General features: G+C 69.2%; 22 protein-coding genes. 13 read left to right on the forward strand and 9 right to left on the reverse strand.

Going from position 1 to position 22905, the window contains the following annotated elements:
* Window positions 1–3: 3 nt before the first annotated feature.
* Genes xdhC through ON33_RS19810 form a run of 3 tightly spaced genes read right to left on the reverse strand, consistent with a single transcriptional unit; the run spans window position 4 to window position 4641 of the window.
* Window positions 4–822: a xanthine dehydrogenase accessory protein XdhC gene (xdhC, locus tag ON33_RS19800; protein ID WP_063711031.1), complete on the reverse strand. Its 819-nt coding sequence runs from the start codon at window positions 820–822 to the stop codon at window positions 4–6.
* A gap of 1 nt (window position 823) precedes the next feature.
* Window positions 824–3193 carry a xanthine dehydrogenase molybdopterin binding subunit gene (gene xdhB, locus ON33_RS19805; RefSeq protein WP_040860353.1) on the reverse strand — a complete coding sequence of 790 codons (2370 nt, stop codon included), beginning with the start codon at window positions 3191–3193 and terminating at the stop codon, window positions 824–826.
* Window positions 3190–4641 carry a xanthine dehydrogenase small subunit gene (locus ON33_RS19810; RefSeq protein WP_040860354.1) on the reverse strand — a complete coding sequence of 484 codons (1452 nt, stop codon included), beginning with the start codon at window positions 4639–4641 and terminating at the stop codon, window positions 3190–3192. Before ON33_RS19810 ends, xdhB begins: the two co-directional genes overlap by 4 nt.
* A gap of 396 nt (window positions 4642–5037) precedes the next feature.
* On the opposite strand from ON33_RS19810, the gene ON33_RS19815 reads away from it, so the two are divergent.
* On the forward strand, window positions 5038–6429 hold the full coding sequence (locus tag ON33_RS19815) for a nucleobase:cation symporter-2 family protein (RefSeq protein ID WP_218001470.1): 1392 nt from the start codon (window positions 5038–5040) through the stop codon (window positions 6427–6429).
* A gap of 4 nt (window positions 6430–6433) precedes the next feature.
* Here the strand turns inward: ON33_RS19815 and ON33_RS19820 are convergent, their stop codons facing one another.
* A complete protein-coding gene (locus tag ON33_RS19820; RefSeq protein ID WP_040860355.1) occupies window positions 6434–7441 on the reverse strand; it encodes a bile acid:sodium symporter family protein in 1008 nt (335 codons plus the stop codon).
* 82 nt (window positions 7442–7523) lie between these two features.
* On the opposite strand from ON33_RS19820, the gene ON33_RS19825 reads away from it, so the two are divergent.
* The 3 genes from ON33_RS19825 (at window position 7524) to ON33_RS19835 (ending at window position 10113) form a co-directional block, all read left to right on the forward strand.
* Window positions 7524–8393 carry a LysR family transcriptional regulator gene (locus ON33_RS19825; protein WP_040860356.1) on the forward strand — a complete coding sequence of 290 codons (870 nt, stop codon included), beginning with the start codon at window positions 7524–7526 and terminating at the stop codon, window positions 8391–8393.
* A 230-nt stretch (window positions 8394–8623) separates the two neighbouring features.
* On the forward strand, window positions 8624–9808 hold the full coding sequence (locus ON33_RS19830) for a glycosyltransferase 87 family protein (protein WP_245550592.1): 1185 nt from the start codon (window positions 8624–8626) through the stop codon (window positions 9806–9808).
* A 128-nt stretch (window positions 9809–9936) separates the two neighbouring features.
* Complete coding sequence (locus tag ON33_RS19835) at window positions 9937–10113, forward strand: hypothetical protein (RefSeq protein ID WP_157184614.1); 177 nt, start codon at window positions 9937–9939, stop codon at window positions 10111–10113.
* 22 nt (window positions 10114–10135) lie between these two features.
* Here ON33_RS19835 and ON33_RS19840 read toward each other — a convergent pair whose 3' ends face one another.
* Window positions 10136–10474, reverse strand: a complete 339-nt coding sequence (locus ON33_RS19840) for a winged helix-turn-helix transcriptional regulator (protein WP_040860358.1) — start codon at window positions 10472–10474, stop codon at window positions 10136–10138.
* 69 nt (window positions 10475–10543) lie between these two features.
* On the opposite strand from ON33_RS19840, the gene ON33_RS19845 reads away from it, so the two are divergent.
* The 4 genes from ON33_RS19845 to ON33_RS19860 all read left to right on the forward strand — a co-directional run bounded on the left by ON33_RS19845 (window position 10544) and on the right by ON33_RS19860 (window position 14172).
* Entirely contained in the window at window positions 10544–10870 is a 327-nt protein-coding gene (locus ON33_RS19845; RefSeq protein ID WP_040860359.1) for a hypothetical protein, read from the forward strand.
* Between the two features lie 6 nt (window positions 10871–10876).
* Window positions 10877–11518 (forward strand): cysteine hydrolase family protein, encoded by a 642-nt coding sequence (locus ON33_RS19850; RefSeq protein ID WP_040860360.1) that lies wholly within the window; start codon window positions 10877–10879, stop codon window positions 11516–11518.
* Window positions 11519–11744: 226 nt separating this feature from the next.
* Window positions 11745–13229: an AIM24 family protein gene (locus ON33_RS19855; RefSeq protein WP_040860361.1), complete on the forward strand. Its 1485-nt coding sequence runs from the start codon at window positions 11745–11747 to the stop codon at window positions 13227–13229.
* A gap of 136 nt (window positions 13230–13365) precedes the next feature.
* Window positions 13366–14172 carry a DUF1460 domain-containing protein gene (locus ON33_RS19860; protein WP_051152484.1) on the forward strand — a complete coding sequence of 269 codons (807 nt, stop codon included), beginning with the start codon at window positions 13366–13368 and terminating at the stop codon, window positions 14170–14172.
* Window positions 14173–14184: 12 nt separating this feature from the next.
* Here ON33_RS19860 and ON33_RS19865 read toward each other — a convergent pair whose 3' ends face one another.
* Genes ON33_RS19865 through ON33_RS19880 form a run of 4 tightly spaced genes read right to left on the reverse strand, consistent with a single transcriptional unit; the run spans window position 14185 to window position 17934 of the window.
* Window positions 14185–14976, reverse strand: coding sequence for a DeoR/GlpR family DNA-binding transcription regulator (locus ON33_RS19865; protein ID WP_040860362.1), 792 nt, complete (start codon window positions 14974–14976; stop codon window positions 14185–14187).
* Window positions 14973–15800, reverse strand: coding sequence for a carbohydrate ABC transporter permease (locus ON33_RS19870; protein ID WP_040860363.1), 828 nt, complete (start codon window positions 15798–15800; stop codon window positions 14973–14975). Before ON33_RS19870 ends, ON33_RS19865 begins: the two co-directional genes overlap by 4 nt.
* A complete protein-coding gene (locus ON33_RS19875) occupies window positions 15797–16696 on the reverse strand; it encodes a carbohydrate ABC transporter permease (RefSeq protein ID WP_051152485.1) in 900 nt (299 codons plus the stop codon). Before ON33_RS19875 ends, ON33_RS19870 begins: the two co-directional genes overlap by 4 nt.
* Complete coding sequence (locus ON33_RS19880; protein WP_040860364.1) at window positions 16693–17934, reverse strand: extracellular solute-binding protein; 1242 nt, start codon at window positions 17932–17934, stop codon at window positions 16693–16695. Before ON33_RS19880 ends, ON33_RS19875 begins: the two co-directional genes overlap by 4 nt.
* Window positions 17935–18058: 124 nt before the next feature.
* On the opposite strand from ON33_RS19880, the gene ON33_RS19885 reads away from it, so the two are divergent.
* Genes ON33_RS19885 through ON33_RS19905 form a run of 5 tightly spaced genes read left to right on the forward strand, consistent with a single transcriptional unit; the run spans window position 18059 to window position 22901 of the window.
* Window positions 18059–19003 carry an SIS domain-containing protein gene (locus ON33_RS19885; protein WP_083869110.1) on the forward strand — a complete coding sequence of 315 codons (945 nt, stop codon included), beginning with the start codon at window positions 18059–18061 and terminating at the stop codon, window positions 19001–19003.
* Window positions 19004–19016: 13 nt separating this feature from the next.
* A complete protein-coding gene (locus ON33_RS19890; protein ID WP_040860365.1) occupies window positions 19017–19955 on the forward strand; it encodes an ROK family protein in 939 nt (312 codons plus the stop codon).
* On the forward strand, window positions 19952–21109 hold the full coding sequence (locus ON33_RS19895) for an N-acetylglucosamine-6-phosphate deacetylase (RefSeq protein WP_040860366.1): 1158 nt from the start codon (window positions 19952–19954) through the stop codon (window positions 21107–21109). The genes ON33_RS19890 and ON33_RS19895 overlap by 4 nt, the downstream gene beginning before the upstream one ends.
* Window positions 21106–22047 (forward strand): hexose kinase, encoded by a 942-nt coding sequence (locus ON33_RS19900; protein WP_245550593.1) that lies wholly within the window; start codon window positions 21106–21108, stop codon window positions 22045–22047. The genes ON33_RS19895 and ON33_RS19900 overlap by 4 nt, the downstream gene beginning before the upstream one ends.
* Window positions 22044–22901: a class II fructose-bisphosphate aldolase gene (locus tag ON33_RS19905; protein ID WP_040860367.1), complete on the forward strand. Its 858-nt coding sequence runs from the start codon at window positions 22044–22046 to the stop codon at window positions 22899–22901. Before ON33_RS19900 ends, ON33_RS19905 begins: the two co-directional genes overlap by 4 nt.
* Window positions 22902–22905: the final 4 nt, after the last annotated feature.

Raw genomic sequence — 22905 nt, forward strand, 5'->3', positions numbered from 1 at the left:
GCCTCAGTCGGTGGTGCGCGCGCCGAGTTCGAAGGTGCGCAACAGATCCGCGGCGACGCTGACCGCGATGACGGCCGGTTCCTTCCCGGTGATGTCGGTCAGCCCGATGGGAGTCTTGATGCGGCCCAGCGCTTCTCGCGGATGGCCGCCCTCGGTGGTGAGCCGCTTCCGGAACCGCGCCCATTTGGCCGGGGAGCCGATCAGGCCGATGGTGCCGAGACCGTCGGCGCGCAGGGCGGCGTCGCAGAGGGCGGCGTCCTCGGCGTGGTCGTGGGTCATGATCAGGATGTGGGCGCCGGGCGGCAACTGGTCGAGGACCTGTTCCGGCAGCAGCGGCGTGTGATGGGTGTGGATCCGGGCGATGGCGTCGGCGAGGGGCGCGAGCCGGTCGCGGGTGAGAACCTCGGGGCGGGAATCGATCAGGTGCAGGTCGAGGTCCTGGCGGGCCAGGATGCGGGCGAGTTCCAGCCCGACGTGGCCGACACCGAAGATGGCCACCGCCGGGCGCACCGGCAGCGGCTCGAGCAGCACGGTCACGGTGCCGCCGCAGCACTGGACGCCGTGCCGATTGGTCACCTTGTCGTTGAGGGCGAATTCCATCAGCTCCGGTTCGGCGTGCGTTCGCGTGATCAGTTCCCGGGCGCGTTCGACGGCGACGGCCTCGACATTGCCGCCGCCGATCGAACCCCAGGTATCGAACTGTCCCACCACCATTTTCGCGCCCGCTCGGCGCGGCGCGTGGCCACGCACGGTCGCCACGGTGACCAGGACGCCGGGTTCCCGGCGGTCGCGCAGTCGCGCCACCGCGGTCACCCAGGTCATGTCACGCACCGGCGGAAACGCTTTCCTCGGTGGCGAATTCGCGCGCGTGCCGAGCCGTGTCGAGCGCCCAGTACACCGCCTCCGGGGTGGCGGGCGCGCCCAGGTCGACACTCACCCCGTCCGGGCCGAAGGCCGCGGCGGCCTGGCGCAGTGCCTCGCGCACCGAGAACGCCAGCATGAGCGGCGGCTCTCCCACCGCCTTGGACCCGTACACCACGCCCTCCTCGTGCGCGTGCCGCAGCAGCGTGACATTGAATTCCTCGGGCATCTCCGAGAAGCTCGGCAGCTTGTACGTGCCGGCCGCCTGGGTGAGCAGCCGCCCGCGGCCGGGCCCGTCCCCGGTGTCCCAGCGGATGTCCTCGAGCGTCAGCCAGCCCGCGCCCTGCACGAAACCGCCTTCGATCTGGCCGATGTCGATGAGCGGGGACAGGCTGTCGCCGACGTCGTGGACGATATCCACGCGGCGGACGCGGTACGCGCCGGTGAAGCCGTCCACCTCCACCTCGCTGGCGGCGGCGCCGTAGGCGAAGTACTTGAACGGCGAGCCGTGCATGGTCTTCGCGTCCCAGTGCAGGCCCTCGGTACGGTAGAAACCGGCCGCGGACAATTGAACTCGCTGCAGGTATGCCGTCCGGCACAGGTCGCTCCACTCGACGACCTCGGCACCCGGGCCCAGGGCGCGGGCGACGCCGTCAACGATGCGAACGTCGGAGGCGCCGACCCCGAGCCGGGCCGCCGCCACCCGCAGCAGCCGGTCCCGCAGTTGCTCACAGGCGTCCTTCACGGCCGCGCCGTTCAGGTCGGCCCCGGAGCTCGCGGCGGTCGCTGAGGTGTTGGGCACCTTGTCCGTTCGGGTCGGCGCGAGCCGCACCCGCTCCAATGGGATGCCCAGCGTGGTGGCGGCCACCTGCAGCATCTTGGTGTGCAGGCCCTGTCCCATCTCGGTGCCGCCGTGATTGATCAGCACCGATCCGTCCTTGTAGATCAGCACCAGCGCTCCGGCCTGGTTGAAGACCGTGAGGTTGAACGAGATACCGAACTTGACGCCGGTGACGGCCAGCCCGCGTTTCACGTGCCGGTGCGAGGCATTGAAGGTCGCGATCTCTCTTGTGCGCGCGGCGATCTCACCCCGCTCGAGGACCTGGTCCCAGGTGTCGGTGATGCGCTCGGGGTGACGCACCTCCTGCCCGTAGGGCGTGGACTGCCCGGCGCGATAGAAGTTGCGGCGGCGCAGTTCCCCCGGATCCAGGCCGAGCAGCGGTGCGCAGCGGCCCAGCAGATCCTCCATGACGAGCATGCCCTGCGGTCCGCCGAAACCACGGAACGCGGTATTGGAGGGCTTGTTGGTCCTGGCGATGCGACCGTTGAAGCGCCCGTTGGGAATCAAGTAGAGGTTGTCGATGTGGCAGAGCGCGCGGGCCAGCACCGGCTCCGACAGGTCCAGGCTCCAGCCGCCGTCCGCGGTCAGGGTGGTGTCCAGGGCCTGGATGCGCCCGTCGACGTCGAACCCCACCCGCCACCGCGCGTGGAAGCCGTGCCGCTTGCCGGACATGGTGAGGTCCTGGGTTCGGTTGAGCCGCACCCGGACCGGGCGTCCGGTCAGGGTCGCGCCGAGGGCAGCGATGGCCGCGAAGCCGTGCGGCTGCATCTCCTTGCCGCCGAATCCGCCTCCCATGCGCAGGCATTGGACGGTGACCTCGTGATTGCGCAGCCCGAGCACATGGGCCACGATCTCCTGGGTCTCCGAGGGATGCTGAGTGCTGGACTGCACGAACACCTGTCCGCCCTCGTCGACATGCGCCAGGGCGGCATGAGTTTCGAGGTAGAAGTGCTCCTGGTCGGAGAAGTGGAGTTCGCCGGTGAACACGTGCGCGGCGGCCGCGAACCCGGATTCCGGTTCACCGCACCGGATCTGGGGCTGTGCGCCCTGGAAGCTGCCCGCCGCCACCGCCTCCTCGATGGTGATCAGCGAGGGCAGCGGCTCCAGCTCCACCTCGACCGCCGCCGCGCCCAGCCGCGCGGCCTCCAGGGTCTCACCGAGCACCCAGCAGACCGCGTGGCCGTGGAAGCAGACCTCGTCGGGGAACAGCGGCTCGTCGTGTTTGACGCCCGCGTCATTGACGCCGGGCACATCCGCGGCGGTGAGCACCCGCACCACGCCGGGCACCCGCAGCGCGGGGGCGGTGTCCATAGCGGTGATGCGCGCGTGCGCGTGCGGCACCTGCACCGGATACGCGTGCAGCACATCCTTGGTGCGGTATACCAGGTCGTCGGTGTAGAGCGCGGATCCGGTGACGTGCAGAGCGGCGCTCTCGTGCGGCAGCGCCACACCCACCACGGGGTTCTCGGGTCGTTGCGACAGGTGGCTCATGACAGCACCTCCGCGGGTTCGGCGGTCGCGGCGAACAGTTTGCGCAGGCTCTCCCCCAGCATGGCGCTGCGATATCGCGCGCTGGCGCGGTGATCGTCGAGCGGCGTGCCCTCGCCACGCAACACCTGTGCGGCCTCGGCCACGGTCGATTCGGTCCAGCGCCGGCCCTCGAGGGCCGCCTCGGTGTCGTAGGCGCGCACGGGGGTGGCGGCCACACCGCCGAGCCCGATCCGGGCCGTGCGCACCACACCGTCCTCGATATCGAGGGCGAAAGCCACCGCGACACTGGAAATGTCGTCGAAGCGGCGCTTGGCGATCTTGTGGAAGGCGGTCGCCGGCGCCAGCGGCAACGGGATCCGGACGGCCGTGATGAGCTCGTCCGGCCGCCGTACCGAGCGCCGGTAAGCGGTGAAGTAGTCGGCCAGCGCGACCTCGCGTTCGCCGTCGGCATCGGCCAGCACGACCGACGCCTCCAGCGCCAGCAGCACCGGCGGACCGTCGCCGATCGGCGAAGCGGTGCCGAGGTTGCCGCCCAGGGTGGCGCCGTTGCGAATGAGCCGGGACGCGAACTGCGGGAACAACTCCGACAGCAGCGGCACCCGGCCGGCGAGACGGCGTTCGATCTCGGTGAGGGTGAGCGCGGCGCCCAGCTCGATCCGGTCCGCGCCGAGGGTCAGCCCGCGCAGTTCGGGCAGCCGGTCGACGGCCAGCAGGTACTCCGCGCGCCGCCCACGGATGTTCACCTCGACACCCAGGTCGGTGTTGCCCGCGACCACCGTGGCATCCGGATGCTCGCGCAGCAGCCGCAGCGCGTCGGCCAGCGTCGCAGGGCGGACGAAATGCCGCCCGTCGGAACTGAAGTCGGTCGCCACCGGTTCCGGAGGGTCGGAGGCGCACCGCCGGGCCAGGTCGTCATCGGCCTCCGGTTCGCCGACCGCGAACGCGGCGTCCCGGATGGGCCGGTAGCCGGTGCACCGGCACAGGTTGCCGCTGAGCGCGTGCAGATCGAAGCCATTGGGACCGGTCTCGGCGTGCGCGCAGTCCGGCGCGATCTCGTCGAGCGCCCGCCGATCCGTGCGGTAGTACTCGGCGGCCATACTGCACACGAATCCCGGTGTGCAGTAACCGCATTGCGAGCCGCCTCGCACCGCCATCTCACGCTGCACCGGATGTAGTTCCGCGGGGCCGCCCAGGCCCTCGGCGGTGACGATCTCCTGCCCGTCCAGTGCGACGGCGGGCACCAGGCAGGCATTGATCGCCACCCATTCGGTCGGCTCGGCCACTCCCGGCCGGGCCACCAGCACCGAACACGCGCCGCATTCGCCTTCCGCACAACCCTCCTTGCACCCGGTGAGTCCCCGCTCCCGGAGAAAATCCAGCAGGGAGGTATGCGTCGAGACGGGAGATATCGGCGTGTTTTTCCCGTTCACCGTCATGAAAATTGCCATTGCAGGCTGCTTTCTACGTCGAGTGCACTATCCAGTGTCGGCGGATAAATTCCGCTCGTCGAGAAAGCCGACCCTCAGCAGCCGTGGGCCACGCGGCCGGGGACCCACACCGTGCGGTGAGCGAGACGACGCAGGTCGGAATTGCCCGCCATTCGATCGCCTCCCGCCTGTGACCACGTGTTTCGAGGTCCCGACCCTATGCCGCGGCACGCTGTCCGGCAACGCGAAGGGCGGTCGAAAGGAGGATTCTGTAGGAAAATACGAAGGTGGCCGGGAGGCACGCCGAACCGGCTGGACAATCGAACAATCTGCTGCGGGACAGGTATTTGCTACGCCATCATTCGGGTCGTGGTCGCGGCCTGTTCGGGCCGCTGTTCACGTGTTCCAGGAGGCATCATGCAAATGCGCTTTTCGCGCCCCTCCCGTAAACCCGATATCGGCGTCATCCAGCACCGGCACCCGGTCGACGAAATCCCGCCGCCCTCACGATTGGCGCTACTGGGCCTGCAGCACCTGGCGATCATGTACGCGGGCGCGGTCGCGGTGCCGCTGCTCGTGGGCGGAGCGCTGAAACTCCCGGCCCACACCATCGGCCTGCTGGTCAATGCGGATCTGCTGGTCTCCGGCATCGTCACCGTCATCCAGTCGGTCGGGATCGGCCGGGTTCTCGGTGTCCGGCTGCCGGTGGTCGCGGGCGCGACCTTCACCGTGGTCTCGCCCATGATCCTGATCGCGCAACAGTTCGGCGGCGGCGAGGCGGGCCTGCCCACCGTCTACGGCGCGATCCTGGTGTCGGGCGTGTTCGGCCTGGTCATCGCCCGCTTCTTCGCCAAGGTGGTGCGGTTCTTCCCGCCACTGGTGTCGGGCTGCGTGATCTGTGTGATCGGGCTGTCGCTGATCGGCGCGGACGCCGGGCTGATCGCCGGCGACGACCCGAAAGCGGCCGACTACGGCCAGATTTCGCATGTCGCGCTGGCCGGGCTGGTGATCGCGCTGATCGTGGTGATCCACCGGTTCGCACGCGGGCTGATCGCCCAGCTGGCCGTGCTGATCAGCGTCGCGGTCGGCACGCTGGTGGCGTGGCCCATGCATCTGGTCGACATGTCGGCGGTCGGGTCCTCCGGCTGGTTCGCGATCTCGCGGCCGTTCGTATTCGGCGCGCCCGAGTTCCATCTCGGCGCGATCATCTCCATGTGCGTGGTCATGCTGGTGACCTTCACCGAGTCCACCGCCGACATGGTCGCCGTCGCCGAGATGGTCGACAAGCCGCTCGAGCCCGCGGATCTGGGACGCGGCCTGGCCGCCGACGGACTCTCCGCGGTGCTGGCCGGATTCATGAACTCCTTCCCCGACACCGCCTTCGCCGAGAATGTCGGCCTGGTCGGGCTGACCGGGGTGCGCAGCCGCTGGGTGGTGGCGGCCTGCGGCGGCATGCTGGTGGCGCTGGGCCTGGTGCCCAAGGTCGGCAGTGTGGTCGCGGCGCTGCCGGGTCCGGTGATCGGCGGCGCGGCCACGGTCATGTTCGCCATGGTCACCGCGGTCGGCCTGCGGGTGCTGCACAAGGTTCAGTTCGAGGGCACCAGCAATATGCTGATCATCGCGGTCACGCTGTCGGTGGCGCTGCTGCCGGCGGTGGCCCCGAACATCTACACCAAGTTCCCGGCCGACTTCCAGATGATCGCGGGCAGCCCGATCACCTCGGCCGTGATCGTGGTCTTCGTGCTCAACCTGGTCTTCAATCACTGGGGCGCGGGAAGATCCCCGGCTCCGGTGGGCGGCGAGCACTGACCGCTCAGACCAGTTCGGCTGCACCGCTGGGTAACTCGGCTTCGGCCCGGTCCGCCCGGCGGGCGTAGCGCTGCGCCAGGGCCGCGCAGGTGAACAACTGGATCTGGTGGAAGAGCATGAGCGGCAACACGATCAGGCCGACCGGATGCCCGGCGAAGAGCACCGAGGCCATGGGCAGACCGGTGGCGAGGCTCTTCTTCGAGCCGCAGAACGTCACGACGATGCCGTCCGTGCGGGAGAACCCGAGCAACCGGCTGCTCACGGAGGTGGCGGTCAGCACGATGGCCAGCAGCGCGGCGCACACCAGCACGGTCGAGATGAGCACGCGGGCGGACAGACCGTGCCAGATGCCCTCCGTCATACCGGCACTGAACGCCGCGTACACCACCAGGTAGACCGAGCCGCGGTCCACCGCCTTGGTGGCCGCCGGGTGGCCCAGCACCCAGCCCAGGCGCGGGCGCAGCAGCTGCCCGGCCAGGAACGGCAACAGCAGCTGGGCCACGATGGCGAGCAGCGCCGACGGCGAGACATGCACGCCCGCAGTGGTATTCATGAGAGCCATGACCAGCAGCGGGGTCGCGAAGACGCCGATCAGGTTGGACAGGGAGGCGCTCACCACCGCGCCGGCCACATTGCCGCGGGCCATCGAGGTGAAGGCGATGGAGGACTGCACGGTCGAGGGCACCAGGCACAGGAACAGGACGCCGGTGTAGAGGTCCGGGGTGAGCACGCTCGGCACCAGGACCCGCAGGGCCAGGCCCAGCAGCGGGAAGAGCACGAAAGTGGCTGCCAGCACACACGAGTGGAGTCGCCAGTGCCGCAGTCCGGCCACCGCCTCGCGGGGTTCGAGGCGGGCGCCGTACAGCAGGAACAGGACGGCGATGGCGATCTTTGTGGCCCAGCCCAGCGCCTCGGCCGCGGTGCCGCGCGCGGGCAGCAGGGCGGCCAGCGCCACGCTGGCGAGAATGCCCAGCATGAAGGAGTCGATGCGGAGTTTGGCGAGTAGCTGCACAATTCGACCGTAGGAGTGCGGCCATCGATCGCGATAGTCGTTCGATCCGATATCTCCTATCGCGATGCGTGATAATTGCCGTATGTTCGAACCCGAGCTGCTCACCACCTTCCTGGCCGTCGAACGGGCCGGCGGCTTCACCGCGGCGGGCCGTCAGCTGGGCCTGCGGCAATCCACCGTGAGCGGTCATATCGCCCGCCTGGAACAGGCTGCCGGGCGGGAGCTGTTCCGCCGCGACACGCGCAATCTGGCGCTCACCGCCGACGGCGCGGCCATGATCGGCTTCGCCCGCGCCATCCTCGACGCGCAGGCCCAGGCCGAGGCCTATTTCTCCGGGTCCACCCTCACCGGCCTGGTCCGACTGGGCGCGTCCGACGATGTGATGGCGCGCGAACTGCCCGACATCCTGGTGGAGTTCCAGCGCACCCATCCGGGTGTGGATCTCGAGCTCACCGTCGGATTGAGCGAGAACCTCAAAACGCGCATGACCGCGGGCGAACTCGACCTCGTGTTCGGCAAGCGACTGCCGGGCGAGCGGCACGGCACCCTGCTGTGGCGGGACCGGCTGGTGTGGGCGGGGCTTTCGGCCACAACGGAATTCGGCGACCCTGTGCCCTTGGTCACCTATCCGGAGCCGAGCCTGACCCGGCAGCAGGCGCTGCGGGCACTCAAACACGCCGGGCGGACCTGCCGGGTCACCTGTGTGAGCGACAGCCTGCTCGGCCTGCGGGCCGCGGCCCTGGCCGGGCTCGGGGTCATCGTGCACGCGGCGGGCGTCCTGCCCGACGGACTGGTCCCACTCACCGATCCCCGGCTGCCCGAATTGGGGGAACTGGACTTCGTCCTCATGCACCGCCACACCCGGCTCGCCGACCCGGAACAGGCGCTGGCCGACGCCATCGTCGCCAATGCGCGCCGCCTATCACTCCAGACCACGCGTCCGGGCAGATGACCGAATCGCCCACATCGGGCGGTAGGGTGCTGAGAATCCGAATCCGCGCTACGCAGAGCGCGGATGGGCCGGCCGGTGGCCGGCGGCGTCAAGGCGGGCGGGCTGAAGCGTTCGTGTTCAGCGTTTCTCGAGCCCGGCAGGGTGTATCGCACATCTGAGGTGGGTTGGTGTTGATCGGTGCAAGGACGAATGATCGTGCTGTCGTTGCGGATTCCGGTGGATCACCGCCGGTGTGGAGCAGGACGACGTGGGCCGTGCTGGCCTGCGGCGCGGTGCTGTCGCTGGTACTGATCTTCGCGACGGTGGATCCGTGGCTGGATCAGGTGGGTTTCCTGGCGGGCGGCTTCGATGTCCACGTCTACCGGGACGGCGCGTGGAAGATCTACCACGGCCATCCGCTCTACACGGAGACCACACACCGCGGCCTGTCCTACACCTATACGCCGTTCTCCACGCTGATGTTCCTGCCGATCCTGATGGTGCCGTGGGGTTACGTCACGAATTCCTGGCTGGCACTGAACATTTGCGTGCTCTATGTCTGCATCCTGTTGTGCTGGAAGGTTATCGGTTACCGCCTCACATGGCGGCCGGCCGCGATCAGCGCGCTGCTGGCGGCGACGTGCATGTTCCTGGAGCCGGTGCGCACCACGCTGTACTACGGCCAGATCAATCTGGTCCTGATGGCGTTGATCCTCTGGGATTTCTCGCGCCCGGAACGCAGCCGGCTGCGAGGCGTCGGCGTCGGGCTGGCGGCGGGCATCAAACTGGTGCCGCTGTATTTCGTGGCGCAGTTCCTGGTGTTGCGGCAGTGGTGGGCGGCCATAGTGGCGGCCGGCACGTTCGTCCTGACGATCCTGGTCGCCGGCGCCGTGCTCCCGTCGGATTCTAAGCAGTACTGGACCAAGACGTTCTTCCAGTCCGATCGCATTGCGCCCGACACCCAGCCGGCCAACCAGTCGCTGCGGGGCGTGATCGCCCATCTCACGGACCATCAGGTGCCGCAGTGGCTCTGGCTGCTGATCGCGATCCCGGTCGCGGTCGGCGGACTGTTGCTCGCGGCGGCGCTGTACAACCGCGGCGAGAAGCTGCTGACCGTGACCGTCGCGGGCCTGACCTCGTGCGTGGTCTCCCCGTTCTCCTGGAACCATCACTGGGTCTGGTTCCTGCCGCTGTTCGTATACCTGGTCGATCGGGCCGCGTCCGATGCGCGCTGGTGGTCGGCGGCCGGTTTCCTCTACCTGGCCACCGGGGCCTGGGCGTACCACTGGACCGATCGATGGGTCGTGGTCGGCTGGTTCCTGTTCCCGCCGTCCTGGCCGATCTCGCAGATCCTGCTGAACTGCTACGTCATCGTCTACGCGGTCATTGTGGGTGGTCTGATCGCCTCCGTCCGGCGTACCCGCGAGCCGCGATAGACAACCGACCGGTCGGCTATCTGGCCGCGTCCGTTATGGAAGAGTCGCCGAGGGTATATCCGAATCAGGCCGTGGCTGGGAATCCCTCTCGCGCAGACCTTTCGCGAGCGATGACCGAGGAGGACGCCATGAAAGAGCCGGTGTGCATCGATTGCTGGCGGCGTGACAACCTCACCTTCGCCCAACGCCTCGACCCCGCCTTCATCAAGCCGGGTCCGAAGTACCGCTGCGCCGTGCACCGGGCGCAGTGCGAGGCGGACGGAATGGGCCCGGACCACACGGAGCGCACCGACCGCGCCGCCTGACATCCCGCGGACGCGGAGCGCTTCAGGGCGCCTCGATGACGAGACCCGTTCGAGCGCTCCGCTTCTCCCCCCACTCGTACAGCGCCGTCAACACCGGCACCAGACTGCACCCTTCCTCGGTGAGGTCATATTCCACCTGCGGCGGCACCGCGGGAAGCACCGTGCGCCGCACCAGCCCATGCCCCTCCAACTCCCGCAACTGCTGCACCAGCATCTTCTCACTGGTATCAGGCATCAACCGCCGCAACTCCCCATACCGCCGGACCCCCTCCTTGAGATGCGCCAAAATCACCGCCTTCCATTTCCCCCCGATCAAATCAACAGTCACCTCGACCGGGCAGTAGTAGCGCTTCCTCACCATCTCGCCTCCGGTACTTACCGAAAAGTGCGTTCTTGTAACACTGTAATCAGGAAGGTTTCATGAAAACCCATGAAGGTCATTACATTCGATCGGTTCAAGCCCGGGGTCACGCTGGAGACGATTACTCCGTTTCTGCCGGAGGAGGTGGCCAATGTGTGGCGGTTGTGGAAGGCGGGGGTTGTGCGGGAGAACTATGCGCGGGCCGATGAGCCTGGGGTGGTGATCGTGTTCGAGGTGGAGAGTGTGGCGGAGGCGCGGCGGTATGTGGAGGATTTTCCGCTGACCAAGAAGGGGTTTCTGGAGTGGACCTATGTGCCGGTGACGGCGCCGTTGCCGATCGAGGCGTTGATGGATGCCTCGGTGGATGTGGCCGAGCCCTACGACCGCACTCGGTGAGGCGTCGTGCGACAAGGATACGGACTGAGGATTCCGCAGAGCGTCGAGGACGTCTGCCATCCGGAGGGGATGGCGCTGCTGATCTACGACATGCAGGTCGGGATCGTGGGGCAACTGGCCGATGGGGAGAGCATCGTGAAGGCGTGCGTGCAGTTGCGGGATACCGCCCGGGCCAATGGTTTTCGCGTGTTCTACACCCGGCACATGTCGATGCCGCCGGCGGCGGCGGGGGTTTCACAGTTGCGCACCGCCATGGAGTGGCAGCATGTGGAGGATCCGGCGAAGGTGCGGGCCGCGTTCGCGCAGGGGTCTCCGCAGTATCAGCTGGTGCCCGAGCTGTCGCCGGGGGACGACGAGGTCGTCTTCGACAAGATCACCATGTCGGCGTTCGCGGGAACGCCGCTCGATATCGTGCTGCGGGACTTGGGGATCGGGGCGTTCGCGGTGGCGGGGATCGCCATGGAGGTCGGCATCGAGCCGACGGTGCGGCACGCCACCGACCTCGGCTACCTGCCCATCGTGGTGACCGACGCGTGCGGTGCGGGGCATCCCGAGGCGGCGGACCGGTCGCTGGCCGGGCTGGCCTTCGCGGGCGGGTCCCGCACCACCGACACCGCTGTCCTCAGCGCTCTCATGAACGGCCGGTAGCGAACCGGATCTCAACCGGGTGAGGGCGATATCGGCCCTCAGCCGGGCCAGCGGCGCACCCAGGCAGAAGTGCCGGCCGAGACCGAAGGCCAGGTGCCGGTTCTCGCGTGAGCGCGGCAGCATTTGGGGGGATACCCGGATGGCCTTCGAATCGGATGTTCGGAACACTGGATGCTGTGAATCGTCTATTGCCCGATCAGGTCCGCGCGGTCGGCGAGGGGCCGCGGTGACGGCGCTCGCCCGCGGAGAGAATCGTCCCGCACCCGCCGACCGAGTGACGGTCACCGTAACCTGCTCCGCCGCAGTCGATGTATCCGCGCTGCTCCTGGGCGCGAACGGGCGGGTGCGGTCGGACGCTGACTTCATCTTCTTCAACCAGCCGGTCGGTCCCGGCGTGGTCTACCGGCACGGCCGCGGCGCCGGCGACATGGTGGACATCCAGACCTCCGCGCTCCCCGCCGATGTGGACAAGGTCGCCATCACCGCCAGCCTCGACGGCAGCGGCCCCGCCACCTTCGCCGCCGCCGGCACCCTCACCGCGGCCATCGGATCCCCCGCAGGCACACTGACTTTCCCCATGAACGGCCTGACCAGCGAGGCCGCCGTGGTGTGCGTCGAGATCTACCGCCGTGGCGACGCCTGGAAGGTGCGCGCGGTCGGCCAGGGCTACGACAACGGATTGGCCGGACTCGCCGAAGCCTTCGGCGTCACCATCGACGACGAGCCCGAACCGCCGGCACCCGCGCCGCAACCCGCCGCTCCGGCCCAGCAGATGCCGCCGCAACCCGCGCAGTACCTGCCGACTCAGCCCAACCTCGCCGGGCAGCCGATACCGCCGACGCTGCCGGCCCAGCAGTTCCAGCAGCCTGCCGCGCCGCAGCAGTTCCCCATGGCCCCGCAATCTCTCGCGCCGCCGCCCCCTCCCCCCGCAGCCCCGGTCCCGAATCATCCCGCGTCACAAGGAGTCCCGTCCGTGCAGAGCGAGCTGTTCCATCCGAATCATGCCGAGGTCAGTGGGTTCGGCATTCAGAAGCAGGGCGGCAAGATGATCCGGGTCGCGGTGGACGGGGAGACCCTGGCCCGGGCCGGATCGATGGTTGCCTATCAGGGCGATCTGCATTTCAAGGCGCTCGGGTCGGGCGGTATCGGGCGCGCGATCCAGCAGCGGCTCACCGGTGAGGGCGTGCCGCTCATGCAGGTGCAGGGACGCGGGGATCTGTTCCTGGCCAATGCCGCCTCCGATGTGCACATCGTGGACCTGGACGGTTCCGACGGCCTGACCATCAACGGCGCGAATGTGCTGGCCTTCGACTCCTCGCTGTCCTACAAGATCCAGAGGGTTCAGGGCGCGGCCGGCTACGCCAGCAACGCGGGCTTCTTCAACTGCGTCTTCACCGGTCGCGGCCGCATCGCCATCACCACTCACGGCTCGCCGGTGGTCCTGAACGTCGACCAGCCGACCTATGCCGATCCGCAGGCCGCTGTGGCCTGGTCCTCCAGCCTGCAGACCGGCATCAAGCGCAATGACTCGTTCGGTTTCAGCCGGCTCATCGGCCGCAGCACGGGCGAGGGCCTGACCCTGTCGTTCTCGGGCCGCGGCTTCGTCATCGTGCAGCCCTCGGAGCTGCCGCCGGGCGGGCTCATCGGCGGCACCGGCGGCGGCCAGGAGGCCGGTCAGTCGGGCGGCATGCTGGGCGGCCTGCTCGGCTGACCGGCGGTTCCCGGATCGGGGTGCGGCTCAGCGTGCGACGGCCGCCACGAATTGAACCGCGCCGGGGTGAAAGGATTGTCTGGGACAGGAATCGGCTGTTAGGTTCGATCCGCACGTCTCGTTCGATGGAGGGGTTTTGCGCACAATCACCCGGATCCTGCTGATGCTGGTCACGCTCGTCTCCGCACTGGCCCTGCTGCTCTCGCAGGCCATGGCGGCCCCCGCCGATCCGGCCCTCGACGACAGCACCTCGCAGCAACTGGACGAGCTGCTCGCGCTGCGCAACTCGATCACCGGCAGCCGCACCGAAGCCATCGCCCAGCTCTCCAGCCGCTTCCTCGGCACCCCATACGGCGCGAACATGCTGATCGGCTCGGCTTCCCAGCCCGAGCAGCTGGTCATCGACTTCCGCCGCGTCGACTGCTTCACCTACCTCGACTATGTGGAAGCGCTGAGCCGTTCCACCAACCGCGCGGACTTCGTCCAGAACCTGGTCGCCACCCGCTACGCCGACGGCCGGGTCGAATTCCCCCGCCGCAAGCACTTCTTCACCGACTGGGCGGCCGTCAACCGCGTCGCCGCCACCGACATCACGCGCACCCTCACCCCGGCCGCCGTCACCGTCACCAAGCACCTCAATGCGAAAGCCGATGGCGGCAACTATCTTCCGGGCGTCGCGGTGGTGGACCGCGATATCGCCTACATCCCCAGCGGATCCTTCGACAACGCGGTGATCACCGGTCTCCACACCGGCGATTACCTGGGCGCCTATACCCCCGACGCCGGGCTCGACGTCTCCCATGTGGGCATCTTCCTCAGCACCCCGAACGGCCCGATGTTCCGCAACGCCTCCTCCCTGGCCGCGAACGACCAGGTCGTCGACACTCCCCTGACCCAGTACCTCACTACGGTCCCGGGTCTGGTCGTGCTGCGCCCGAACTGAATTCGGCCGCGCTCAGACCAGGTGCACCTCGACGCCGGCCTCGCGAATGGGGGCGAGGGCACTCGGATCGGCATCGCGATCGATGACCAGGACGTGGATGGACTCGATCGGGCAGATGCGCGCCAGGGCGGTGCGGTTCAGCTTGTCGGCGGTGGCCACCGCGATGACCCGGCGTGCGCGGCGGACCATTTCGGCATTGATGCCCGCCTCGTCGAGATGACGGCACTGGGCCCCGCCCTCGGCGGACACCGCGCCGACGCCGAGAATCAGGGTGTCCAGCCGTAATTCGGCCAGGGCCAGGGCGGCCAGCGGACCGTGCAGTTCGTAGGACTCACGCCGGGCCAGACCGCCGAGGCAGATGGTGCGCAGGTGCGGGCGCAGCACCAGTTCGGCGGCGATATTGAGGGCATTCGTGACAATGGTGAGTTCGTGGTCGGTGGAGGTGGGCAGGTCGGGACGGGCGGCCAGGGCCCGGGCCACCGCCGTCGTGGTGGTGCCGCCGTTGAGCGCCACCACTTCGGCCGGATCGATCAGGGCCGCGGTGTGTTCGGCGACACGCTGTTTGGGCTCGTCGGTGGCGCCGCGGTAGCGGGCGGGCAGGTCGTAGGCGACGGCGGTGGCGACGATCCCGCCGTGGGTCCGGGTGGCCAGACCCTGGTCGGCGAGGGCGGTGAAGTCGCGCCGGATGGTCGCGGGCGACGCGCCCAGGCGGGTGGCGGCCTCCTCGACCGAGAGACGCCCGGCCTCGGCGAGCAGTTCCAGCAGGCGATTCCAGCGCTGGGAACGATCGGCGGGAGCGGTCATTTCACACTGCCGGCGGTGAGGCCGGCCACCAGGCGCTTCTCGATGAGCGCGAACAGGATCACGACGGGCACGATGCCGACGGTAGAGATGGCGAACACATATTGCCAAGCTACGTCGTACTGCCCGACGAACTTGGTGAGCGCCACCGACAGCGGCTGATTCTCCGGCGTGGTGAGAATGACCAGGCTGGCGGCGAATTCGTTCCAGCAGGACACGAAGGCGAACACGGTGGCGGTGACGATGCCGGGCCACACCAGCGGCAGGCTCACCCGAGTCAGGATCCGCCAGCGGTTCAACCCGTCCAGCTGCGCGGCCTCCTCCACCTCGACCGGCACGCCGGCGAAGAAGCTGTGCAGGATCCACACCGCGAACGACAGATTGAACGCGCCGTTCACCAGGATCATGGCGAGCCAGGTGTCATTGATGCCGAGGGTGAAGAATTCGCGCAACAGTCCGGTGACCAGCACGGTCGGTTGCAGCATCTGGGTGACCAGCACCAGGCCCAGGAACAGCGTCTTGCCCGGAAACCGCCGCCGCGCCGTGTAATACGCGGCCGGGATGGCCACCACCAGCACCAGCACCGTCCCGAACACCGAGATCACCAGGGTGCTCACCAGATTGAACGGCAACGGCGTCTCCGGCGTGTGCCACATGGTGGCGTAGTTGTCCGGCCGCCACTGCTGCGGCAGGTAGGTCGGCGGGATGCGCAGGATCTCGGAGCGCGGCTTCAGCGATCCGAGCACCATCACCAGGTACGGCAGCAGGAACACCGCCGCCAGCACGACGCCGGCGGCCGTGAGCCCCCACCGTCGCCGCGTTCTCACCGCGCCTCCTCACCGGCGGGCCGGATGAGTTTCAGGTAGATCGCGATGATCACCAGGATCAGCACGAAGTTCAGCACGCTCATGGCCGCCGCCGTGGCGACCTGCTGGTTCTGCCGAATCAGCTTGAAGGTCAAGGTGGTCGTGGTATCGGCGGAGAAGCCCGCGATGCTGCCGGTCAGCACCTGCAGGATGGGCAGCGAGTTGAACGAGTTGATGATGTTGATGACCGTCGCCACCGCCATGGCCGGACGCAGTTGCGGCAGTGTCAGATACAGGTAGCGCTGCCACGAGCTCGCCCCGTCCACCCGTCCCGCCTCGTCGATATCGGCCGGAACTGATTGCAGCCCCGCCAGAATCGTGTATGTCGTGAACGGCACGGACACGAACACCGCTACCCCGATGGCCACCAGGAACGCGGACCCCGGCTCCTTGGTGAACCCGAATCCCCGGTCCAGCACGCCGAGATCGACCAGGAACCGATTGGCGATCCCCACATTCGGATCCAGCATGTAGTCGAAGATGGTGGTCGTCATGACCACCGACGCCGCCCACGGCACCAGGATGGCCAGCCGCACGGCGGTCCGCCCCGGGAAGTCCTTGTTCAAGAATTGCGCCAGCCCCGCCGAGAGCACGAGCGTGATCACCACGACCGCCACCACCCACACCACGGTGTGCGCCAGGATCGCGGGCAGCACGTCGATGGCGAACAGCTTGCGGAAATTGGCGAATCCGGCGGGGCCGCGGTCGGTTCCGTAGGCGCCCAGGTCGCGGGTCGAGGTCCAGATCATGTACCCGGCGGGGTAGGCCACCACCGCCGCGATCAGGATCAGCACAGGGCCGATCCACGGCAACGCGCGCAGCGTGGCCGTGGATCGATGGGAGGCGACGCCCCTCAATTCGCCGCCTGCTGAATCTTCTGCAGCACCGAGGCCGGATCGCTGCCCTGCGCGATCGTGCCCATCTGCTGCCGGATGGCGCCCTGTGCGGCACCCCATTTCGGGTTGTTGCTCGGGTAGAACTTGGCGGCCGGCAAGGTGGTGGCGAACGCCTTGGTGACGGGATCGTCGGTGAGCGCGGCCGCGCCGCTGGTGGTGATGGGGATGAAGTGCTCGCCACGGACGAACTTGGCGTAGACGGCCGGGGAGTAGAAGTAGCTGAGGAACTTCTTGATGGCCCGCGCCTTGGTGCCGTCCTTCTTGAAGGCCATCAGATGGTCGGCCACACCGAGGGTGGACGGGTCGCCGGTCTTGGTCGGCGAGGGCGCGGTGGCGTACCGCAGGCTCGGATTCTTGGCGGCGATCTGGCTGATGGTCGGCGGCAGCCCCTCGATCATGCCGATCTTGCCCTGGATGAACGCGTTGATGACGTCGAGCCGGTTGGTGGCGCCCGGATTCGGTTCGGTCACACCGGCATCCGCGATGGCCTTCATGGCCCGCACACCCTCGAGGTTCTGCGGGGTGTCGACGGTGACCCGGCCGCCGTCGGACCAGTTGCCGCCCGCGCCGAAGGTCCAGATCGAGGTCTCGCCCTGGGCCTCCTCGCTGCCCAGCGGCAGCCCGTAGCCGGAGACGCCGCCGAGGGCCTGGACCTTCCTGGCGTCCTCGGTGAGCTCGGTCCACGTCCGGGGCGCTGTGCCGATGCCGGCCTTGGCGAACAGCTCGGTGTTGTAGAACAGGGTGCGGGTGGAGGCGAAAAGCGGTAGCGCCCACTGGGTTCCGTCGATGGAGGCATTGCGGGCGAAGCCGGGCTGGATATCGGCGATCACCACCGCGTCGGCGATATCGGTGGCCGGATAGAGCTGGCCGTCGGTGGCGTAGGTGGAATAGGCGTCGATGTTCAGGATGTCGGGTGTGGTGCCCTTGGACTGCAGCTTGGTGCGCACCACGTCATTGATCGAATCCCAGGATTCCATCGAGAGTTTGACCTTGACATCGGGATTGGCCTGCTGGAAATCCGCGATGATGGCGTCCCACTCGGCCTTCGTCCCGTCGCTGTAGGTGGGTGCGAGGAAGCTGAGCGTATTGGGGTCCGAGTCATCGGATTTGCTCCCGCCGAAACCGCAGGAGGACACCGTCAGCACCAGGCCGGTCAGCAGCGCCACCGAGGAAAGTGCGCCGCGCAGTGGACATTTCACGACAAGGGCTCCTCAATGTGCACACCCCGCGACACGAATCGCGGATGATGAAGCGAACGATTCGGTATGTCCGAATCTAACGCGAAGTCTGCTTGAATGTGATCGTTTGACCGGGAAAATTGACATGAACGATCACGGGGCCGATCCTGGGTACGTGCTGCCCGAGGCGAATCGAATCTCCATCCCGGCAAGCCATCTGGCCGCCGAAGTGGCCACCCAGCCCGACGACTGGGCGCGCGCCGAAGCCACCGCCGCCGCCGGCCGCCACCTGCTGCCCGTCTCGGGTGAGCGGGTGGCCGTACTGGGCTGCGGCACCTCGCTGTTCATGGCCCGCGCCTTCGCGACGCTGCGGGAATCCGCCGGGCAGGGGCTCACCGACGCGTGGCCGGCCGGGGAACCGCGCGCCCGCGCCTACGACCGCTATCTGGTGATCTGCCGCTCCGGCACCACCACCGAGGTCCTGGACGCCATCTCCGCACTGCCCGAGGAGATTCCGCGCACGGTCATCACCTCCAGCCCCGCGACGCCGGTCCTGGACATGGCCGACTCGATCCTCATCGACGAGGTGGACGAGCGTTCGGTGGTCCAGACCCGGTTCGCCACCACGACACTGGCCCTGCTGCGCTGGCACCTCGGCGAGGATCTGGGCCCGGTGATCGCGCAGGCCCGCGCCGTGCTGGCCGAGGATGACGCCGATGCGCTGTTCGGTGTCCGGCGGGCCGAGCAGATCAGTTTCGTGGGAATGGGTTTCGCGGCCGCGCTCGCCGACGAGGCCGCCCTGAAGTTGCGGGAGTCCTGCCGCTGCTGGACCGAGTCGTATCTGTCCACCGAGTACCGGCACGGCCCGATCAGCATTGCCGGGCCGGGTCGCGCCGTGTGGGCATTGGGCGCGCAGCCGCCCGGCTTGGCCGACGACATCCGCGCCGCCGGAGCGCATGTCGAGCATCGCGGCCTCGACCCCATCGCCGAGCTGGTGCGCGTGCACCGGCTGTGCCTGCTGCGGGCCGCCGACCTGGGTTTGGATCCCGATCACCCGCGCAACCTGACCCGATCGGTCATCCTGGGCTGATGGGTGTGCCGTGATGGCTGTCGCAGCAACGGATCTGGTGCTCGCCGTGGACGTCGGGGGCGGCACCACCAAGGCCGAGATCACCGACGCGGGCGGCGCCGTCCGGGGCGCGGCGACCGTCGGGACACCGCGCGGCGAGGCCGCCTTCGAGACCATCGAACGGCTCGGCGGCGAGCTGCTGGCGGCCCTCCCGCCGGACCACCGGCGGCGGGTGACCCGGGCGGCCGTCGTACTGCCCGGGCTGGTCGACGCGGAACGCGGCATCGCGGTCTTCAGCAGCAATCTCGGCTGGCGGAATGCCAAGGTGGGCAATCGTTTCGCCGACGGCTGGGGCCTTCCGGTGCTGATCGATCACGATGTGACCGTGGCGGGCTGGGCCGAATGGCGGTTCGGTGCGGGCCGCGGCCTCGACGACGTCTGTGTGCTGATCCTCGGCACCGGTATCAGCGGCACGCTGTCGGTGGGCGGCCGGCTGGTGCGCGCGCCCGCCGGGCAGTCCGGTCCGGCGCAGGCTGGAGAATACGGCCATATCCCGGTACGCCACCGCGACGGCCTGCCCTGCCCGTGCGGCAATACCGGCTGCGTCGAGACGGTCGCGTCGGGACCCGCCATCGCGCGAGCCTACGCGGCCCGCACCGGTCGCGAAATCACCGGTGCGGAAACGGTTTTCGCTGCCATCGACACCGATCCGGCGGCGCGGGCGGTGGTGGACGATGCCATCGACGCGCTGGCCGAGGCCCTGCTGGGCGTCGTACACGCCGGCTGCCCCGAGCTGATCGTGCTCGGCGGGGGTCTGGCCCGCGCGGGCGCCGTCCTCACCGACGGTCTGCACGCCCGGCTCACCGCCCTGCTGCGGGTGGTGCCGGTCCCTCGGGTCGCACAGGGCGAGTTCGGGATTCGCGCCGGACTGATCGGCGCGGCCCACCTGGCCCGGACAGGGGCGCTGCGATGACCGCGCGGCGCGGACTCGAACTACGCGGCCGGGTGGTGACCCGCGCGGGGGTGCTGGAGGACGGTGTCGTCACGATCCGGGGCGAGCGGGTGGCCGCGGTGCGACCCGCCACGGAATGGGCCACCACCCACCGCGAACTGCCGCCCGAATACGCGGGCACGATCGTCCCGGGCCTGGTGGACATCCACACTCACGGCGGTTTCGGCCACCGCTTCGACACCGAGGATCCAGCGGAGGCGCGCGCGGCGGCCGCCTTCCATCACCGGCGCGGCTCGACCAGCGTGCTCGCCAGCCTGGTGACCGCGGCGCCCGACACCATGGTCGCCCAGGCCGCGGTGCTGCGGGCACTCGCCGCCGACGGATCCATCGCCGGTATTCATGTCGAGGGCCCGTTCCTGTCCCGGACCCGCTGTGGCGCCCATGATCTCGGATACCTGATCGATCCGGACCCGGCGCTCATCGATCGCCTGCTCCGGGCCGCCGACGGCACGCTGCGGGTCATGACCCTGGCCCCCGAACGGGCCGGATTCGACACCGCAGCCAAGCAATTGGTCGACAGCGGCGTGGTAGTAGCCGTGGGCCACAGTGATTCGACCTTCGCCCGCTTCCGGGCGGCGCTGAGCCCGGAGGGGTCCGCCACCCTGGTCACCCATCTGGCCAACGGCATGCCGCCGCTGCATCATCGCGCGTCCGGGCCGGTGGCGGCGGGCCTGATCGCGGCGGCCCAGCGGCAGGCCTTCGTGGAGGTCATCGGGGACGGCGTGCACGTCGATTCCGGCTTCGGCGCACTGGTCTTCGCCACGGCGCCGGACCGCGTGGTGCTGGTCACCGACGCCATGCAGGCCGCGGGCATGCCGGATGGGCAGTACCGACTGGGACCGCGGCCGGTCACCGTGGCCGACGGCGTGGCCCGGGTGCCGGGCGGCTCGCTGGCGGGCGGCACGGCGACCCTGCTGCGCTGCCTGCGCTGGGCGGTGCGGGAGTGCGGCATCCCGCTGTACGACGCGGTCGCGGCCGTCACCTCGACCCCCGCGGACGCGGCCGGGCTGGACCAGGTCGGCGACCTGCGGCCGGGCCTGTACGCGGACGCCGTGGTCCTCGACGACGACCTGCACCTGCGGCGAGTGCTGCGCCGGGGCCGGTGGCTGGCGTGATCCTCACCGTCACCATGAATCCCGCCTACGACCTGACCTACCGGCTCGAGCGCCTGGAACGCGGGCGCGCCCAGCGGGTGCTGGCGGTCGAGCAGCGGCTGGGCGGCAAGGGCATCAACGTCACCCGCGTCCTGTGCCAGCTCGGCAGTTCCGTCCGCGCAACGGGATTCGCCGATCACCTGTTCGCGGCGGCGGCCGGCGCCGAATTCCCCGCCGACTTCGTGCCCGCCCTGCCATGGGTGCGGCGCACCGTGGTGGTCAGCGAATCCCGCGACGGCACCGCCACGGGCCTGTGGGAGCCGGGGGCCTACGTGCACGAACCTCATGCCGTGGACCGGCTGCTGGATCGGGTCGCGTTCCTGCTGCCCGAGCTGCGCGGACTGGTGGTGTCCGGTTCGCTGCCCGGCGGCGTGGACGACGGGGTGCCCGCCGAGCTGGCGCGCGCGGCCGTCGCGGCGGGCGTGCCGGCGGTGTGCGATGTCGACGGCCCGGCCCTGAAGCTGGCGGCCACCGTCCCCGGCATCGTCCTCATGCCCAATCAGGATGAGCTGGAACGGCTCACCGGCATCATCGCCGAGACCCCGGGTGCCGTGGCGGCCGCCACCCGTCCACTGCTGGCGGCCGGTGTCCGCGCCGTGGTGGCCACGCGCGGCGCGGCGGGCATGGTCGCGGTGACCGCGTCCGGGGCCTGGTCCGCGACCCTGCCGGAACCATTGCCGGGCAATCCGACCGGCGCGGGCGATGCCGCCGCGGCCGCCGTCATCCGCGCGCTGGCCGCGCCCGGTGAACCGGACTGGCCGGCCCTGCTCACCGATGCCGTCGCGACTTCCGCGGCGGCCGTGGTGATTCCGGTGGCGGGCGAGATCGATCTGACGCTGCGCGACCGCCTCACCCCCGCCGTCCACGTCACCGCGCTCGACCCGGAGTCCCGCCCGTGACGCTGGTCCCGCTCCCCGAGCTGCTCGCCGCCGCCCGTCCAGGCGGGCTGGGCGCGTTCAATGTCATCACCCTCGAGCACGCGCAGGCCATCGCCGCCGCGGCCGAGTCCGCGAATCGGCCTGCGGTACTACAGATTTCGGAGAACACCGTTCGCTATCACCGGGGCCTGAAGCCGCTCGCCCACGCCTGCCTGCACCTGGCCGCCGACAGCGGCGCCGCGCTCGCGGTCCATCTGGACCACGCCACCTCCCGCGAATTGATCACGCAGGCAGTGGAACTCGGCATCACGTCGGTCATGTACGACGGCTCCGCCCTCGACTACGCCGCCAATGTCGAAGCGACCGCGACCGTCACCCGCTGGTGCCAGGACCGGGGCGTGCATGTCGAGGCCGAGCTGGGCGCGATCGGCGGCAAGGACGGTGCGCACACCCCGGGCGTGCGCACCGATCCGGACGAGGCCGTCGCGTTCGTCGCGGCCACCGGCGTGGACGCGCTGGCCGCGGCCGTCGGCTCGGCCCACGCCATGCGCACCCGCGACGCCGTGCTGGACACCCGGCTCATCGCCGCCCTGGCCGCGAAACTGCCCGTCCCCCTGGTGCTGCACGGATCGTCGGGTGTCTCCGACACCGGCCTGCGCGCGGCTGTCCGGCACGGGATGGCGAAGGTCAATATCGCGACCCGTTTGAATATCGCCCTGGCCGAATCGGTTCGAGCCACCCTGGCCGCGCACCCGGACCTCTCCGACCCACGCCGCTACCTGGGCCCCGGGCGAACCGCCATCCAGCGCGAGGTCGAGCACTACCTCCGCGTTCTGTCCTCCGGAGGGGAAACGCCGGGTCCCGCTCGAGCGTGACGAC

The sequence above is a fragment of the Nocardia niigatensis NBRC 100131 genome, assembly GCF_000308655.1.
GTDB classification, from domain to species: domain Bacteria; phylum Actinomycetota; class Actinomycetes; order Mycobacteriales; family Mycobacteriaceae; genus Nocardia; species Nocardia niigatensis.